Genomic DNA, 16393 nt, shown 5'->3' on the forward strand with positions numbered 1-16393 from the left:
ACGGTCTCGTTTCGCATGACGTCGTCGGCCTTGCCGGTGACGATCTCCTCGCCGAGATACATCGCGAGCACGCGGTCAACGAGTGCTGCGACGCTCTTGACGTTGTGATCGACCAGCATCACCGCACGTCCCTCGTCGCGAAAGCTGCGGATCAGGTCGGAGAATACGTCGACCTCGGCGCGGGTCAGGCCGGCGAAGGGCTCGTCGACCAGCACCACCTTTGGATCACGCGCGATGGCTTTCGCGAGTTCGAGCCGGCGCAAATCGGCAAACGGCAGCGTCGGCGGGCGGCGATTCATCACGCCTCCCAGGCCGACGCGGTCGGCGATCCATTTGGCGCGTTCGACCAACGCCTTGTCGGGGAGCAGCATGAACAGGCTGTCCGGCAGCAGCGCCACCATGATGTTCTCCAGCACCGTCTGCCGGTTCAGCGGCCGCGAGTGCTGGAACACCATGCCGAAGCCCTTGCGCGCGATCTTGTGCGCGGGCAGGCCGGCGACATTCTCGCCTTCGAAGATCACGTCGCCCGATGTCGGGCGCTCGATGCCCATCACGCTCTTCATCGCGGTGGACTTGCCCGAGCCGTTCGGCCCGATCAGGCCGAAGATCTCGCCCGCATTGACGTCGAAGCCGAGGTTCTTCACCGCGGTCAATCCACCGAAGCGTTTGGTCAGGCCACGGACTTCGAGCACGGGCCGGTTGGAAAGCCTTTGATCCATTACGAGCGAGCCTCGCGCGAGAGGGCCGCTCCGAGAAAGCCGCCGGGGAAGAACAGGACGACGAGCAAGGCGACCGCCGAGACGATGAAGGTCGCGAGCTCGCCGGTCGGCCGCAAAAATTCGCCCGCCACGATCAGGAAGATCGCGCCGAGCGCAGCGCCGAGCACGGTGCGTCGGCCGCCGAGCACGGCGGAGACGATCACGTTGACGCCGACCGCGACGTCAACCACGGTGCCGACCGAGGCGGTGCCGAAATAGAACACCAGCAGCGCGCCCGATAGGCCCGAGAAGAACGCGCTGACGACGAAGGCGGCGAGCTTATGCTTGACGATGTTGAAGCCGAGCGCGCCGGCTTGCACGGGGTCCTGGCCGCTCGCTTGCAGCACGAGGCCGACAGGCGATTGCGACAGGCCGTACAGGATCGCCGCCGAGATCGTCATGAAGCCGAGCGCGATCCAGTAGTTGGCGCCGGCATTGATGGTGATGACATCGGGGATGGTGAGCCCGATCTCGCCGCCGGTGAGATCGGCGAACACGACGACGAAGTTCTGCAGCATCAGGACCGCGACCAGCGTGGTCAGGCCGAAATACGGCCCGCGCACGCGCAAGGCCGGCAGCGCCAGCACGAGACCGGCGATGACGGAAGCGAGCGCGCCGAGCACGATGCAGAGATACACCGACCAGCCGAACTGGGCGTTCAGGATGCCGGCGGTGTACGCGCCGACGCCGATCAGGAAGGTCGGGCCGAAATTGACTTCGCCGGCGAAGCCGAACAGCAGGTCCCAGGCCATCGCGAACACGCCGAAATAGAACGCGACGGTGAGAAGGCCGAGCACATAGCCGGAGACATAAAGCGGCAGCGTCGCCGCGACGATGACGAGCGCCAGCGAGACGAAGAACAGGCGCGAGGTAAAGAAGCCAGCCATCTCAGCGCCTCCCCAGAAGGCCCTGGGGCCGGATGTACATCACGAACACGAGCAGCAGCAGCGCGGGAATGGTGCGGTAGGCGGGCGAGACCAGATAGGCGGTCAAGGTTTCGAGATAGCCGACCACGAAGGCCGCGATCAGTGAGCCGGAGACGCTGCCGAGGCCGCCGAGCACGACGATCGAGAACGCGCTCGCAGTCAGCGGCCCGACGCTGTAGGAGCTGACCCCTAAGAACATGCCGAGCAGCACGCCGGCAATGCCGGCGAGGATGCCGTAGATCGCCCAGACCACGATGTAGATGTTGGTGAGCTCGAGCCCCAGCAGCGTCACGCCGCGCGGATTCATCGAGGCCGCCAGCACGGCCTTGCCGGTGCGGGTGCGGTTCACCAGCAGCCACAGCAGTCCGATCACGAGGCAGCACACGATCGCGGTGAAGATCTCGTTGCTCGGCGTGCGGACGCCGAGGATGTCGACGACGCCTTCGACGATCGGCAGCACCGTCTTGGCGTTGTTGGTGAAGAAATAGGCGATCAGCTCCTGGATCATGATGCCCCAGAGCAGTGTGCCCGTGAGGACGAAGATCTCCTTCTCCTCGTTCGGAATCCGACGGGAGTCCTGAATGGGCTTCACCACCGCGAAGTAAGTGGCGAACGCCGTGAGGAGCGCGACACCAACCCCGATCAGCGCACCGGCATAGGTGCCGACGCCGAGGATGCTGGCGGCGGCCCAGGCCGCCACCGCTGCCGCCACCATGATCGCGCCGTGGGAGAGGTTGAGCACGCCTGAGACGCCGAAGATCAGCGTGAAGCCGGTGGCACCGAGAGCGTAGAGAGCGCTGATGGCAAAGCCATCGATCAGGATCTGGAAAGCTCGCATTTATGATTGGCCGGGTGGCAGCCTGGCTGCCGCTTTGAGGAAAGGTGCTGCGGGAGGCCGCAAGTGGAAGCTCCCGGGAGGTCGTCCCGGGAGCGTCTCCGATCAGTTGCTGAGCTTGATGAAGCTCGGGAACTTGATCTCGGCCTTGGCGACCTCCTTGGGCCAGACCGCGATCTGCTTGCCGTCCTGCCATTGCAGCATCAGCCCGGTGATCAGGCCCTTGCCGTATTTGATCGAGTGCGTGAACGGATCGTCCTTGCCGTAGAATTGGACGCGGCCGATCGTGCCTTCCCAGTCGGTCTTCTCCAGCGCATCGACAAGCTTGTCGGCGTCGGTCGAGCCGGCGCGCTTCACGGCATCGGCGAGGTAATAGACCTCGTCATAGGCGGTGTAGCCGGCATAGGAGGGATAGTTGCCGAACTTCTTCTTGAAGTTTTCCGCGAACGGCACCGACTTCGGCGTCACGGCCACGCCCGGCCCCGAGACGCCCTGGTAGAGCACGCCTTCGGCCGCCTGGTTGGTGTCCTTGGCGAACGTCTCGTTGGTCGCCTGCGACGAGATGCCGAACATCGGGACGGGCACCTGCTGGTTCTTCCACTGCACCGTCGGCTGCACGCCGACATGGGAGATGCCGGTGATGATCACATCCGGCTTCGAGCCTTCGATCTTGTTGAAGATCGGGGTGAAGTCGGTGGTGTCAGGCGAGAAACGGATGTGGTCGAGCACCTTTAGCCCGATCTTGGGCAGGCACTCCTCGTAACCGATGTCGAGCGGCTTGGTCCAGGCGGCGTCCTCGCTCATGATGACGGCCGTCTTCATGTGCAGCTTGTCGACGAGCAGATCCTTGGCGCCGTCGCAGACCGAGAGCGCCAGCGCCGCCGAGGTCAGATAGCCGTGGAATGTGTATTTGTTCTTCTCGTAGTCGGCGTGGACGCTCTTGCTGATCTCGTTGGAGGCCGCGCCCGGCGTGACGAACGGTGTCTTCAGCCGCGCCGCCCACGGTTCCAGCGCCAGCACCACTTCGCTGATATAGCTGGCGATGACGGCATTGACCTTGTCCTCGTTCACCGCGCGCTGAAACGCGCGCACTGAATCCGCCGAGGACGAGTGATTGTCGTAGCCGATGATCTCGATCTTGCGGCCGTCGACGCCGCCCGCGGCGTTGATCTCGTCGGCGGCGAGCTGCGCCGCTTGCGGGATCGAGGCGCCGGCGATCGCTTGCGCTTCCGCGATCACGCCGATCTTGATCGGATCGGCCGCAAAGGCCGCGCCTGAGGCTGCCAACAATGCGCCCGCTGCGGCCGCACCAAACGCGCCTCGCAATGCACCAGAGAGTGCTTTGTTCATGGTATTCTCTCTCCCTTCAATCAAGCTTCTTTGAGCTGTTGGGTCGGACTATAACGGCGAGAGAATCCTCGGCAAGTAAAACTGTATTCAGGATTGTACGATGAGGACTAAAGTCTAGCTGCGTAAATATCGGGCACGGCACACGGGTATTCCGAAAGCAGGCATGCAGATTTCGTCGGCGGGCATGCGAGTGTATCGCAGGTGTGCAAGGCCGCCGACGCGCAGGCTCAGCGCGCTCGCAGCAAAGATGGGTCGAGCGGCTGAAGCCGGCCCGGGTCGAATGGCGCGAGGTTCACGTCTCGTGTCACGCCATCCATGATCAGCTGCGCCAAGGCTTCGCCGGTCGCGGGCGCATTCAGGATGCCCCACACATTGTGTCCGGTCGCGACATAGAGGCCTTCGCTTTGCGGTATCCGGCCGATCAGCGGCAGGCCGTCTTCGGTCACGGGGCGGAAGCAGGCCTGCTGCGCGATGATCATTTCCGGGCGAAACAGCGGCGACAGCCGTTCGGACATGGCTTGCAGGCGCACGATCGCATCGCTGTCAGGCGTCACCGCCATCGGATCGAGGGGCAGCGGCGCGATATCGGAGAGCGCGGTGATATGCGCGCTGCCATCGGCGCGTGGAAACACCTCGATCGACGCCGCCTCGCCATCGATCTCGGATTCCAGGAACAACGCATCGGCGGGTGCGTTGGGGCCGAGGTCGTACACAATGCTCGGGCTACGCTGGCCATAGACAGCGGGCAGGCTCGTCCATTGCGCCGCGAGCAGCGACCATGGTCCCATCGCGATCACAACGGCATCGGCTTCGATGATACCGCCGTCGATCTCGACACCCTTCGCGCGCGTCCCATCCGCATCGCGGACGAGGCCTATGACGCGGTCATGGCGAAGCTCGGCGCCATCTGCGATCGCCGCCTTCATCATCGCCAAGGTGAATTTCCTGGGATGAACGATCGCGGTCGTCTCGGCCGTTCCGATGCGCTGTGCGATCACGACGCCGTCGCTCAGCCAGTCGAGCGCCGATTGTGTGTTCCGCCGAGGATCGCCATCGGGCGCGACATAGCCGCTGTACGCGCTCATCGGACGGTGGCCCCAATCGCCCGCGATCTCCCCGGCCAATTGCGCGTGAAGTGCAAAGCTGCGACGTGCCAGCGCATCGAGTGGCGTGCCGGCGCACCAGTCCCGCGCGAGGAAGCCGCCAGCCTTGCCGGATGCCGCGGCTGCGATGTCGGTTCGCTCAACCACGATGACATCGACGCCGCGACGACGCAGGAAGTAGGCCGTGCAAGCCCCGATCACGCCGCCGCCGCAAATCACAACGCGCATGGATTCGACATTGATGAGTCCTCTCTCAAGGATGATGTTATCCAGACAATACGGCGCGGGCGAGGTACGCCGGCGCCGTATCGCAACAGGGCTCGCGCCGTCGCAGGCCGGTCCCGCACCGCCATTCGTGTCGGGCTCAACCGAGCCCCAGTTTGGGCCCCGTCAAGCCTTGACCTCGCCCCTATTGCTGCGCAGAAGTTTTACAAGAAAGGTCGCAGCCAATGGTGCAAGGTGTCATCACATTGATCGTGTTGCTCGGGACCGCGTATGCGGCCGGCTATTTCACGCGCGATTTCAAGTCCCGCAAACGGCGTGCCGCGGCTCGCCGCTCGAACGGCTACACGCAGCCGGACTGGCTGAGCCCGACCGTGCCCGCGAACACCAACGACACTCCGCTCGCCGCCGTCGGTGAACTCGGCCAGATGCTGGATCGCTGGGAGACCAGGGCCCGCGCCCGCCGCGTGGGATAACCCGACCTACAAGGAATTGCACCGCCGACCGCAAAACACCAAAGCCTTGGGTCAATCAGCCCGCATCAAAATATTTCGCTTTATCGAAATTCGGATTTGTCGTAGATGCCGCCGATCCTGATCCGGCGAAAAGGGGCGGTCGTACGTCGTCACGAGCCGCGGATCGGGCTGCGGTGGACGTGGGCGGCGCCGTCGCGGATGTGAGTGGCAGGGCGGGGCAGTGGATTGAGCCGAGCCTCGTGAGCACCTCGCAAGCCGCGTTGGACGAACGGCGCCGTGTCCGGCCAGCCTTTTGGCGAGGCCGGATCTGCCTGCGTACGGCAAAACCGTGTGGTCCTCGCCGTCGTCGCTACGGTCAAGTCTTGCGGATGCGGCATCGGCGCCAACCGGCGCGGCGCCGGTAACTTCCGTAAGGCGAGGGAGGCCAGAAGGAATTCGGCTCCCGGGAGAGCACGGCATAAGCCGTCCGACCACTGCGCAGGGAAGGCCGTGTGTTCGGCCACACCTGTATGCTGCTGTGCGGTCTCCTTGCGCTACGTTTTCGCGCAGCAGACCGCGGGTGCGAGGTCAGCACCCGGCCTTCCCTGCGCCCTTTCTATCGAGGGCGTGACGAGAAGAGCAACCCTCGGGCGAAACGCGCCGCGAGAAGGCGTAGGTGTGTCTGATGTTTCGAAGTTCATCTCAGGGGGAGCACTCTCGTGCCCCGTACGCAACGCGGCGCTTCTTCGGTGGTGCGTCCCAGAGCCGGGGCCCATCTCGCCGCGCCATACCGTCTCGCCCCCGCTCTGCGCAGCAACGCTTGCGCGTTGCAGCGCGTCCGGGAACGGAGGCAACCAGGTCAGTCGCCCTGACCATCTTTTGGCGTTGCAGTTGCTGCCATTTCTCGTCTAGAAACGACTTCACTGGGCCTCCCGGCAACCAACCGTCAACGGTTTTGACCGAGGATTCAGGGCTCAAAGGGTCTGGCAATGCTGATTCGCGGCCAAATTGATGGGATTTCGGCGGAGGTGGCGCTGGCCGCCGCCACGATCCCGGCCGTGCTGCTGCCCACCCTCCTTCTTGGCGGGCTTCTTCTTACTTGCCCCTGAGGGCCGGCTGGGCGCAACGCGCCTGGGCGCTCAGGGGTTGGTCGAGATCACCGGATACCTCAAGCGCCCTTAAGACTGACGGCGCGAAAGCTCAAAAGGAATTTTTCAATGGCCCCCGCGAACAAGTCCGATAAGGACCGCGTCATCATTTTCGATACCACGCTGCGCGACGGCGAGCAGTGCCCCGGCGCTACCATGACCTTCGAGGAGAAGCTCGAGGTCGCCGAGCTGCTGGATGATATGGGTGTCGATGTCATCGAAGCCGGCTTCCCCATCACCTCCGAAGGCGACTTCCAGGCGGTCAGCGAGATCGCCCGCCGCTCCAAGAATTCGATCATCGCCGGCCTGTCGCGCGCGCACCCGGCCGACATCGACCGCTGCGCCGAGGCGGTGAAATTTGCAAAACGCGGCCGCGTCCACACCGTGATCGCGACCTCGCCGCTGCACATGCGGGTGAAGCTGAACAAGACGCCGGAGCAGGTGATCGAAACCTCGGTTGCGATGGTCGCGCGCGCCCGCAACCAGATCGACGACGTCGAATGGTCGGCCGAGGACGGCACCCGCAGCGAGATGGACTATCTGTGCCGCATCGTCGAGGCGGTCATCAAGGCCGGTGCGACCACGGTGAACATCCCCGATACCGTCGGCTACACGGTGCCGGAAGAATACACCCACTTCATGAAGACGCTGATCGAGCGCGTGCCGAACTCCGACAAGGCCGTGTTCTCCGTGCACTGCCATAACGATCTCGGCATGGCGGTTGCGAACTCGCTGGCCGGCGTCGTCGGCGGCGCGCGCCAGGTCGAGTGCACCGTCAACGGGATCGGCGAGCGCGCCGGCAACGCCGCGCTCGAAGAGATCGTGATGGCGATCAACGTGCGCAACGACAAATTCCCGTACTGGAACAAGATCGACACCACGCAGCTCACCCGCGCCTCGAAGGTGGTGTCGGCGGCGACCTCGTTTCCCGTCCAGTACAACAAGGCGATCGTCGGCCGGAACGCGTTCGCGCACGAGAGCGGCATTCACCAGGACGGCGTGCTGAAGGATGCCTCCACCTACGAGATCATGCGGCCCGAGATGGTCGGCCTGAAGCAGTCCTCGCTGGTGCTCGGCAAGCACTCCGGCCGCCATGCCTTCGTGCACAAGCTGGAAGAGATGGGCTACAAGCTCGGCCCCAACCAGCTGGAGGATGCGTTCACGCGGATGAAGGCGCTCGCCGACCGCAAGAAGGACATCTATGACGAGGACATCGAGGCGCTGGTCGACGAGGAGATGGCGGCCTCGCACGACCGCATCAAGCTGACCTCGCTGACCGTGATCGCCGGCACCCATGGCCCGCAGCGTGCGACCATGAAGCTCGACGTCGAGGGCCAGATCAAGATCGAGGAGGCCGAAGGCAACGGTCCTGTCGATGCGGTGTTCAACTGCATCAAGCGTCTCGTTCCGCACGAGGCCAAGCTCGAGCTGTATCAGGTCCACGCCGTGACCGAAGGCACCGACGCGCAGGCGGAAGTCTCGGTGCGGCTGTCGCATGACGGCCGTTCGATGACGGCGCGCGCCGCGGATCCGGATACGCTGGTCGCCTCGGCTAAAGCCTATCTCGGCGCGCTCAACAAGATCGTCATGAAGCGCCAGCGCGACACCGTGACGACGGCTGCGGCGAGCTGACGCGGCTTGCTTCGCCTCTCCCCTTTGCGGGAGAGGCGGCTTTGTCGTTCATCATGAATGGCAGCCCTGCGAACGACCGATAGCGGCTCGGTGCGCGAGTCGCTATTGATGCTCCCGGCTTGGGGATAGACGCCCGCGTTGGGCAGCCCGAGAGAACAACAAGAGAATAGCAGGGAGAGATCATGCGCACCTTCGCGATCGCGGCGTCCGTCGCGGCATTGGCTTTGGGTCTTGCCGGCCCCGCCAGCGCCGACCCGATCATCATCAAGTTCAGCCACGTCGTCGCGACCGACACGCCGAAGGGCAAGGCAGCCGAGAAATTCAAGGAACTCGCCGAGAAATACACCGGCGGCAAGGTGAAGATCGAGGTCTATCCGAACTCGTCGCTCTACAAGGACAAGGAAGAGCTCGAGGCGCTGCAACTCGGCAGCGTGCAGATGCTGGCGCCGTCCAATTCCAAGTTCGGACCGCTCGGCATCCGCGAGTTCGAGGTGTTCGATCTGCCCTATATCCTCCCTGATCTGAAGACGCTGCGTAAGGTGACGGAAGGCCCGTTAGGGGCAAAGCTGCTCAAACTGCTCGAGCCGAAGGGCATCACCGGCCTTGCCTATTGGGACAACGGCTTCAAGCAGATGAGCGCCAACAAGAAGCTGGTGGCGCCGAGCGATTACCAGGGCGTCAAGTTCCGCATCCAGTCCTCGCGCGTGCTGCAGGCGCAGTTCAAGGCGCTCGGCTCGCTGCCGCAGGTGATGGCGTTCTCGGAAGTCTATCAGGCGCTGCAGTCCGGCGTGGTCGACGGGCAGGAGAACACCTGGTCGAACATCTATACCCAGAAGATGCACGAGGTGCAGAAGTACATCACCGAGACCAACCACGGTTACATCGGCTACGTCGTGATCGTGAACAAGAAGTTCTGGGATGATCTTCCGGCTGATGTCCGCGACCAGCTGTCGAAAGCAATGAAGGAAGCGACCGACTTCAACAACGCGCAGTCGCAGAAGGAGAACGACGACGCGCTCGCCGAAATCAAGAAGAGCGGCAAGAGCGAGATCATCGAGCTCACGCCGGAGCAGGACGAGGCGATGCGAAAGGCGATGGAGCCGGTCTACAAGGACGCGGCAAGCCGCGTCGGCCAGCCGTTGATCGACGAATTCCAGAAGGAAGCCAAGAGCACGACGAACTAGTCTCAACCAACGATGATGAGGCTTCCGTGCGAGTTGCACGGAAGCCCTTGTTGCGAATGATTTCCGGTTGTGGCTGAACCAAAATTCACGGCCGTTACATCTTCGTTAGAACGCCCTCTCTGTCCAAGTTGTAAGTTGCGCCTTGGCCCCGGGCACCTCATCTTCAGGGCACCCTTCCAAAGGAGGTTCGTATGAGGAAGTTCACCATCGCCGCCATCGCCGTGCTCAGCATCGCCGGCTCGGGAGCGGTCTATGCCCAGTTTCATCGCCCGTGGATGGAGCACTTCCGCCACATCCGCATGAACCCGGAAGACCGCGCTGCCATGGTCGACGCGCGGATCGCCGCCATCCATGCCGGGCTCAAGCTCAATGCCGACCAGGAGAAGCTGTGGCCGCCGGTCGAGGCCGCCGTGCGCGACTTCGCCAAGCTGCGGCTCGACCGCGCCAATGCGCGGATGAACGCCGGTCCAGCGGATGCGGACAGGGATGGCGACAAGCCGGATGATCCGGTCGCCCGTTTGCGCCAGCGCGCCGACGACATGGGCGCGACCTCCGCAGCCCTGAAGAAGATCGCCGACGCCGCCGATCCGCTCTACAAGACCCTCGACGACGGCCAGAAGCGGCGCCTTGCCCTGCTGACCCGCCACCGCGGCCCGTTCGGCGACGGTGAGGATGGCCCGCGGCACCACTTCATGGAGCGCGGCATGGGCCGCATGATGGAACGTGGCATGGACCACTTCCGAGGGGGCGATCATTTCGAGCGCGATAGCGGTCCGGATCGGGAGGGGCGTCTCTGAGCGTACCGGGATTCCGCGGGAATTAACCCTGGAGAAGCCGCTGGAAATCCAGCGGCTTTTCGCGTTTCCGGGGCTGTGGAAGAACCTTGGAAAACATGCGTCGCATCGCTTGCCATATCCGGATCGCTTTGCTAAACGACCGGCCTCGCAAGGCATTGACCGCCTTTCGGGCGCATAGCTCAGTTGGTAGAGCAGCTGACTCTTAATCAGCGGGTCCCAGGTTCGAGCCCTGGTGCGCCCACCAAATCTCCCGAAATTTCAGTTACTTGGACGGCCGTCGGGAAGCCGACCGCTCGATGGTTCGCCTCGGGTCACGCCCGGGTCACGCAAAACGACCGCCGCTCAATGTTTTCGAGGTCAGGCACATCTCAAGTATTCGAATTCGCTATGGATCGGTGCCCGCGACCTACATCGCAATGCAATCGAATCCTTGCGCAACGATGGCAGATTTCCCGGCCGTCGGTTGCGATCGTCGGATCCGCCGAAAACCAAAGCCTTCGCCGCGCTGCTGTGCTTAGACGACAATCCCTCCGTCGAGCACATGATGGTTCAACCTACAGACTTGCCACCAACTACTTAGGTCGATCCGGCTTGCGTCAATCAGGTTGTGACTGGGCGTTAATGAGTGCACGCCCTAGGGTTCTTCTAAGATGCCTAAAGCGGGACCGAAGGCCGGATTGACGACGTAGAATGCGTCGCCCTTAGCCCTGGAGGCGCGAATTTCAAGAACCTTTAGATCATAGTTTACGTCGAAGATGAAATACTCGTCGTCTTTGATCCTGACGCCCAAGACGCCGCAATAGAGAAGAAATTCAAGCAAGCGCTTGTACTCGGAGTCATCGACACCGGCTTCCTTGAAGATCTCTTCGATTTCAGACGTCGTCATGGCCTTCTTCGAGTCCATGAAGTGGTAGAGCAAGTCCTTTGCGCTAGGAAAAACCTAAGTCAGCTCCGCGTCGAGCTCTTGAAGCAGATCCGATGAGTAGGTTTTGAGGCCTTTCTCGATATCTATATCGCTGATGATGTCGCGATTGAAGTTGGTAGCAAAGCCTCGGCAGTGATTGATGACCCCAGTAATCGGCATCGAGAATGCAAAGCCGGGAAGGGAAGGGACGATTACATCATGTCCGTCCGACGAAAGTGGTTCGAGCAGCTGTTCTTGCTCGACGTCATCGAGACCGAAGGCCTCATCGCCCATGCCCTTGAGGTTGGGCTCTATCTGGAACGCTGTTTGAAGAGCCTCGCAGGCCGCCACGCAGCGATAGCCGACGTGCGCGTGCAGGGGCTGTACTGCGGGGTCGAGATCGCAGAGCCCGACGGTCCCGGCTCCGCCCGCGCGAAGACCCGCGCACTCGTCAATGCGATGCGCCGCCGCCGTATACTGATCGGTGCCTGCGGCCCGCACGGCAATGTGCTAAAGATCCGCCCGCCGCTGCCGTTCTCGCACGCCGACGTCGACCGCCTGACCGAAGCGCTCGAGGTCTCGCTGCGTGAAACCTGACGGCTCCGCATGCTGCAGCTCGCCGCGAGACCCTCAACGACCACGCCTACAAAGAGCTGCGGTAAAACCTCATCCGGCCGGCGGCAGGCAGCCAAACGCCAGGAGTGATTGTGCCCATTTTCAATGCGGACTGTCCTTATCTCGCGAGCAGGGCTCAGCGTCGACCAATTCCGAGATGTAAGTGAGCTGCGGTGATCCTGTCCCGTCAATCAACCCTTCGGTGGAGGAGCAGTTCAGGCGGCGCCTGGGCTGCGCGCTGAGTCGACGCCGTGGTCCGGAAATTGCTTGACTAAGAGCTATGCCTGTCCCAGCGTCGACTGAGCGAGGACACGGCAGATGTCCCCGAACGGAGTGGAATCGAGGAGGGTAGGCCATGCTGATGCTCATGGGCCGCTCGGACCCCGCAACGAGCGAAGCGGTGAATTTTGCCCAGTCTATGCTGGATGGTTCGGCGACGGCATTTTACGAGGTCGATGAGGGCTACAACCTCAGGCGCTTCCTGCTGTCCGGCATTCCGGAGCCGTTTCATCGACAATATATCGACGGGATGTGTCAGTTCGACCCGCAGCATCCGCGTCACGCGACCGGCCTTGCAGTTGCACGCCTCAGCAGGACGATGGCCGGGCGGCAGGCAAACGAGACGGCGCTCTACCGTTCCTTCCTGGATCAATGCGGGATCGTCGACATGATGGACTTCTTCTTCCGGCGCGACGATCAGATTGTCGCCGGCATGAGCGTGGCGTGGGAGAAGGATGCGCGGATTCCCGAGGATGTCGTGACCATCGCCCAGAAGATCCACCAGTACCTGCAATTCAACCTGGTCGGCCGAGCGGCCCCGCCCGAGGATGGGCAGCGCTATGGCCTGACCAGCCGCGAGATGGACGTGGTGCGGCTCTTGTGCTGCGGCCGCACCAATCGCGAGATCGGTGAGTGCCTGAAGATTGGCCAGGCGACGGTCAAGACGCACCTGCTCCACATCTTCGAGAAGCTCGGCGTCGAAACGCGCTCCGCCGTGGTGGCGATGATGGCGCGACCGAACTAGCCGCCGCGACTTTGCCGGTTAGCCAGTCGCAAGTCCATGATCGATCGCGCGTGCGATCGTCTTGGCATCGTCGGCCGTGATGATCAACGGCGGCGACAAGATGATGTTGCTGCCAGAAATGCGCACCATCACGCCAGCATCGTAGATCGCGTCGGCAATCTTTCCGACACGCTTTTTGTCGAGCGCCTTCTTGCTGCCGCGGTCTGCGACCAGCTCGAGCGCCGCCATCAGACCCTTGCCACGGACGTCGCCGACGATTTCGTGCTTTTGCTTGAGCGCCGCGAGTGCCTCGTTGAGGACGGCGCCGGAGGAAGCGGCTCGCTCGTCGAGCTTCAGGCGCTTGGTCTCCGCAAGCGCGGCGATGCCGGCCGCGCAACCGACCGGATGGCCGGAATAGGTATAGCCGTGGCCGATCGAGCCGAAACTCGTCTCGTCGCTCTCGAAGGCCTCGGCGACGCTCTCGCCGATCATGGTGGCGCCCAGCGGGAAATAGCCTGACGTGACAGCCTTGGCGATCGACATCATGTCAGGCTTGACATTCCAGAGCCGCGCGCCGGACCAGGCGCCGGTACGGCCGAAGCCGGTGACGACCTCGTCCGAGATCAGGAGGATGCCGTAGCGGTCGCAGATCTCGCGGACCAGGCCCATAAAGCTCTCGTGCGGCACGATGACGCCGCCCGCGCCGAGCACCGGCTCCATGATGAAAGCGGCGATGGTGTCGGCACCCTGGAACTCGATCTCGTCGACGAGCGCATTGGCGCAGAGCTGCGCGAGCTTCGCCGGATCGCTCTCATTGAAGGGATTGCGATAGGTCCAGGGCGAAGGGATATGGTAGACCCCCGGCAGCAGCGGTTCGTAATTGCGGCGGAAATTGGCGTTGCCGTTGACTGAGGCGCCGCCGAAATTCGTGCCGTGATAGCCCTTCTTCAGCGCCAGGAACTTGGTGCGGTCGCGCTGGCCCTTGATCTTCCAGTATTGCCGCGCGAGCCGCAGCGCGGTCTCGACAGAATCGGATCCGCCCGAGGTGAAGAACGCACGCACCATGCCTTCCGGCTTGAACCATTCGGTCAACTCGTAGGCGAGTTCGATCGCGGGCCCCGTTGAGACGCCGCGAAAGCCGGAATAATAGGGCAGCTCATTGAGCTGGTCGGCGATCGCCTGCTTGATCGGATCGCAGCTGTAGCCGAGCGTCACGTTCCAGAGCCCGCCGACTGCATCGAGCACGGACTTGCCGTCGATGTCGGTGACGTGGATGCCTTCCCCCTTCATGATGATACGCGGCGGATGGTCCTGCATGTCTTTCGGGTGCGCCATCGGGTGCCAAATGCGGCGTGCATTGTTCTCGATGAGGAAATTGATTTCGCGCATGGATAGCTCCGCTTCTCGTCAATCGAACGCGAGGCCGAGCATCTGCAGGGCCCGCCGGTAAGAGTCTTGGGGATGACGAACGTCGAACCAGACCGTGGAGAAGCCGCAGGCGATCGCACCCTTGATATTGCGCTCCTGGTCGTCGACGAAAACGCAAGCCTGCGGCGGAAGCCCGAGGGCGTCGCAAACGGCGCCATAGGCCCGAGGATCCGGCTTCAGGATTTTGGTATGGGTGGCGTCGACGATGACGTCGAAGTGCTCAAGCAGCGGCAGTCTGCGCCGAAACTCGGCGCCATAGAACAGGTCGAGCTCGTTCGAGAGAATTGCGAGCTTGCGGCCGGCCATGCGTGCGATCCGGATAGTGCGCTCGGCCTCGGGGCGGATCACCAGCATTGCATCGGCGCCGCGCGCGCGGCGAACGAAGGTCTGCATGTCCTTCCAGTCCTCGCCGATTAGCCTGCCGACCTCGCGGCTGCGCGCCAGCCAGTAATCGCGTTCGGATAGTTCGCCGCGCTGCATCGCCGACCAGAGCGGATCGGTATCCTCCGCGAAGGGCCCGCGCCATGTCAGTGTCCCCTGGGCAAGGCCGAGCGCGGCTTCAGTCGCATCGTGGGTCTCGAACAGAGTTTTTGAGATGACCCCGCCGAAATCCAGCACCAGCGCGCTTTCCGCGGGCGCGCTCATGTCTGCTCCACCGCAGCCCTGCCGGCGGGAACGACGCCTTCGGTAACCCAGCGGTCAAAGATCTCCAGCACCTTCGCGACGAAGGCGTGCTGATTGATATGGTCCTTGATCACGTGAAGTTCGACGGGCGGACGGATCGCCGCGCGCATTTCCATGACGAAGGTATTGAGGCCCTCGGGATCGTGCAGCGGCTCACCCTCCTTGTCCCATTGCTGGATGCCCCCGGTCGGAAGGACGAAAGCAACTGGCGCCGTCGCTTCTGCCAGCTTCTCGGCGATAGCGCGCGCGATGCGGCGGCGATCCTTGGGGCTCGAAGTCGTGGACGCGAGCAGGCGATTATGCGCATGTAAGGGGCGATCGATGAGCTCGTCCGGCACCGGCAGCCAGGCGGGAAAGTCCACCATGTCGATGGCTCCGGGCGCGACGATCTGCGGAATGCGATTGCGGCCCGCATTCATCAGGCGATCCGAGCCGGAGTTCACCACCGAGCCCATCAATTGGTTGGCGACTTCCTGAAGGCTGAGGTCGAGCACCGCGGCGAATCCGCCCTGCGCAGCGATCGATTCCATCGCGCGGCCGCCCATGCCGGTGGTGTGGAACACAACGACCTCGTAGCCGCGCGCCTCGAGCTGCGGCTTCAGCTCGACCATATAGCTGAGGCAGCTCTTGCCGAGCGAGGTCAGCGCCACGATCGGCCGATCGGCTTGCGGCCTGATGGCGCCGCGAGCAGCGCCGACGATCGCGCCGCAGGCCTGCGAGAGCACCGCCTTGCAGGTGCCGTTGAGGCCGTAGAGCCCGCCGGCCCACAGGATCATCATCAGGTCGGCGGCGATGCGCTCCGGCGGAATCAGGTGCGAGAACGCGATGGTCGACACGATCAGCTTGGGAAAGCCGAGCGGCAGGGCGAGCGCGACATCGAGCGCGAGGTCGGTGCCCATGGTGCCGCCGATCGCGATCATGGCCTCGATCTGGCCGTCGTCGCAGAGTTGCCGCGTCAGTCGGGCGGCACCCCGTGCCATTAAGGTCATCGACGAATTTTCATCGCCGCTCGCGATCACGGCGTCGATCGTCGTGTCGGCGGCCGCGGCCACCGCATGCTTGTCGTGGGCCGCCTTGTACGGGGGATCGCCGAGCACGCTGATGTCCATCATGATCGTCGCGCCGCCGGCAGCATCGATGCAACGCTGCATGAACAGGAGCTCGTCCGATTTCGTATCGCCGGTGCCGATCAGCAGGATGCGCGGGCGTGATCTGTTGGTCATGTCTTCGGAATGCCGGTTTTGAACGAGGGAACGCGCAATGGTGCACGTCCGTGCGCGGGGTGATCGTCGTCGGCGAGGTTATGGATTTGTTGCAAAGCATGACATCCACCTATCGGTGGATTGTGA

15 protein-coding genes and 1 tRNA gene are annotated in these 16393 nt (G+C 63.2%); 7 read left to right on the forward strand and 9 right to left on the reverse strand.

Annotation, left to right across the window (positions count from 1 at the left end; all coding sequences use genetic code 11):
• From BM222_RS30970 to BM222_RS30990, 5 genes are all read right to left on the reverse strand, one after another.
• The coding region (locus BM222_RS30970) for an ABC transporter ATP-binding protein (RefSeq protein WP_143106109.1) at positions 1-719 on the reverse strand (719 nt) is incomplete at its 3' end.
• Positions 719-1645, reverse strand: a complete 927-nt coding sequence (locus BM222_RS30975) for a branched-chain amino acid ABC transporter permease (RefSeq protein WP_092236872.1) — start codon at positions 1643-1645, stop codon at positions 719-721. The genes BM222_RS30975 and BM222_RS30970, both read right to left, overlap by 1 nt.
• A gap of 1 nt (position 1646) precedes the next feature.
• Positions 1647-2522: a branched-chain amino acid ABC transporter permease gene (locus BM222_RS30980; protein ID WP_092236875.1), complete on the reverse strand. Its 876-nt coding sequence runs from the start codon at positions 2520-2522 to the stop codon at positions 1647-1649.
• 102 nt (positions 2523-2624) lie between these two features.
• The gene (locus BM222_RS30985) at positions 2625-3869 is read right to left on the reverse strand and encodes an ABC transporter substrate-binding protein (RefSeq protein WP_092236878.1); all 1245 of its coding nucleotides are present in this window, start codon (positions 3867-3869) and stop codon (positions 2625-2627) included.
• Between the two features lie 227 nt (positions 3870-4096).
• Positions 4097-5200: an NAD(P)/FAD-dependent oxidoreductase gene (locus BM222_RS30990; protein ID WP_092236881.1), complete on the reverse strand. Its 1104-nt coding sequence runs from the start codon at positions 5198-5200 to the stop codon at positions 4097-4099.
• A gap of 224 nt (positions 5201-5424) precedes the next feature.
• Between BM222_RS30990 and BM222_RS30995 the strand changes: the two genes are divergently transcribed.
• The 5 genes from BM222_RS30995 (at position 5425) to BM222_RS31020 (ending at position 10654) form a co-directional block, all read left to right on the forward strand.
• The gene (locus tag BM222_RS30995) at positions 5425-5670 is read left to right on the forward strand and encodes a hypothetical protein (protein ID WP_092237047.1); all 246 of its coding nucleotides are present in this window, start codon (positions 5425-5427) and stop codon (positions 5668-5670) included.
• 1196 nt (positions 5671-6866) lie between these two features.
• The gene (locus tag BM222_RS31005; RefSeq protein WP_092236884.1) at positions 6867-8429 is read left to right on the forward strand and encodes a 2-isopropylmalate synthase; all 1563 of its coding nucleotides are present in this window, start codon (positions 6867-6869) and stop codon (positions 8427-8429) included.
• Between the two features lie 182 nt (positions 8430-8611).
• On the forward strand, positions 8612-9613 hold the full coding sequence (locus tag BM222_RS31010; RefSeq protein WP_092236886.1) for a TRAP transporter substrate-binding protein: 1002 nt from the start codon (positions 8612-8614) through the stop codon (positions 9611-9613).
• Positions 9614-9804: 191 nt separating this feature from the next.
• Positions 9805-10410, forward strand: a complete 606-nt coding sequence (locus BM222_RS31015; protein ID WP_092236888.1) for a Spy/CpxP family protein refolding chaperone — start codon at positions 9805-9807, stop codon at positions 10408-10410.
• 168 nt (positions 10411-10578) lie between these two features.
• Positions 10579-10654: transfer RNA gene (locus tag BM222_RS31020), tRNA-Lys, on the forward strand.
• Positions 10655-11044: 390 nt separating this feature from the next.
• Here BM222_RS31020 and BM222_RS31025 read toward each other — a convergent pair.
• On the reverse strand, positions 11045-11296 hold the full coding sequence (locus tag BM222_RS31025) for a hypothetical protein (protein WP_143106110.1): 252 nt from the start codon (positions 11294-11296) through the stop codon (positions 11045-11047).
• A gap of 237 nt (positions 11297-11533) precedes the next feature.
• Here BM222_RS31025 and BM222_RS31030 point away from each other — a divergent pair, with 237 nt between their 5' ends.
• Both BM222_RS31030 and BM222_RS31035 read left to right on the forward strand, forming a co-directional pair.
• The gene (locus tag BM222_RS31030; RefSeq protein ID WP_092236894.1) at positions 11534-11911 is read left to right on the forward strand and encodes an aminotransferase class III-fold pyridoxal phosphate-dependent enzyme; all 378 of its coding nucleotides are present in this window, start codon (positions 11534-11536) and stop codon (positions 11909-11911) included.
• Between the two features lie 373 nt (positions 11912-12284).
• The gene (locus BM222_RS31035) at positions 12285-12953 is read left to right on the forward strand and encodes a helix-turn-helix transcriptional regulator (RefSeq protein WP_092236897.1); all 669 of its coding nucleotides are present in this window, start codon (positions 12285-12287) and stop codon (positions 12951-12953) included.
• 18 nt (positions 12954-12971) lie between these two features.
• Here BM222_RS31035 and BM222_RS31040 read toward each other — a convergent pair whose 3' ends face one another.
• From BM222_RS31040 to BM222_RS31050, 3 genes are read right to left on the reverse strand one after another with little or no spacing between them, the layout of a single operon-like run.
• Positions 12972-14321, reverse strand: coding sequence for an aspartate aminotransferase family protein (locus tag BM222_RS31040; protein ID WP_092236900.1), 1350 nt, complete (start codon positions 14319-14321; stop codon positions 12972-12974).
• Between the two features lie 18 nt (positions 14322-14339).
• A complete protein-coding gene (locus BM222_RS31045; RefSeq protein ID WP_092236904.1) occupies positions 14340-15005 on the reverse strand; it encodes an HAD family hydrolase in 666 nt (221 codons plus the stop codon).
• Positions 15002-16267: a Tm-1-like ATP-binding domain-containing protein gene (locus tag BM222_RS31050; RefSeq protein WP_092236907.1), complete on the reverse strand. Its 1266-nt coding sequence runs from the start codon at positions 16265-16267 to the stop codon at positions 15002-15004. The genes BM222_RS31045 and BM222_RS31050 overlap by 4 nt, the downstream gene beginning before the upstream one ends.
• Between the last annotated feature and the right edge of the window lie 126 nt (positions 16268-16393).

Source organism: Bradyrhizobium sp. Gha, from assembly GCF_900113735.1.
GTDB lineage: Bacteria > Pseudomonadota > Alphaproteobacteria > Rhizobiales > Xanthobacteraceae > Bradyrhizobium.

Bases quoted from the DNA above. Each gene is read 5' to 3' on its own strand.
- BM222_RS30975 (WP_092236872.1), bottom strand. From the start codon at position 1,645: ATGGCTGGCTTCTTTACCTCGCGCCTGTTCTTCGTCTCGCTGGCGCTC.
- BM222_RS31005 (WP_092236884.1), top strand. From the start codon at position 6,867: ATGGCCCCCGCGAACAAGTCCGATAAGGACCGCGTCATCATTTTCGAT.
- BM222_RS31035 (WP_092236897.1), top strand. From the start codon at position 12,285: ATGCTGATGCTCATGGGCCGCTCGGACCCCGCAACGAGCGAAGCGGTG.
- BM222_RS30985 (WP_092236878.1), bottom strand. From the start codon at position 3,869: ATGAACAAAGCACTCTCTGGTGCATTGCGAGGCGCGTTTGGTGCGGCC.
- BM222_RS31015 (WP_092236888.1), top strand. From the start codon at position 9,805: ATGAGGAAGTTCACCATCGCCGCCATCGCCGTGCTCAGCATCGCCGGC.
- BM222_RS31050 (WP_092236907.1), bottom strand. From the start codon at position 16,267: ATGACCAACAGATCACGCCCGCGCATCCTGCTGATCGGCACCGGCGAT.
- BM222_RS31030 (WP_092236894.1), top strand. From the start codon at position 11,534: ATGTCCGTCCGACGAAAGTGGTTCGAGCAGCTGTTCTTGCTCGACGTC.
- BM222_RS30990 (WP_092236881.1), bottom strand. From the start codon at position 5,200: ATGCGCGTTGTGATTTGCGGCGGCGGCGTGATCGGGGCTTGCACGGCC.
- BM222_RS31025 (WP_143106110.1), bottom strand. From the start codon at position 11,296: ATGACGACGTCTGAAATCGAAGAGATCTTCAAGGAAGCCGGTGTCGAT.
- BM222_RS31045 (WP_092236904.1), bottom strand. From the start codon at position 15,005: ATGAGCGCGCCCGCGGAAAGCGCGCTGGTGCTGGATTTCGGCGGGGTC.
- BM222_RS31010 (WP_092236886.1), top strand. From the start codon at position 8,612: ATGCGCACCTTCGCGATCGCGGCGTCCGTCGCGGCATTGGCTTTGGGT.
- BM222_RS31040 (WP_092236900.1), bottom strand. From the start codon at position 14,321: ATGCGCGAAATCAATTTCCTCATCGAGAACAATGCACGCCGCATTTGG.
- BM222_RS30980 (WP_092236875.1), bottom strand. From the start codon at position 2,522: ATGCGAGCTTTCCAGATCCTGATCGATGGCTTTGCCATCAGCGCTCTC.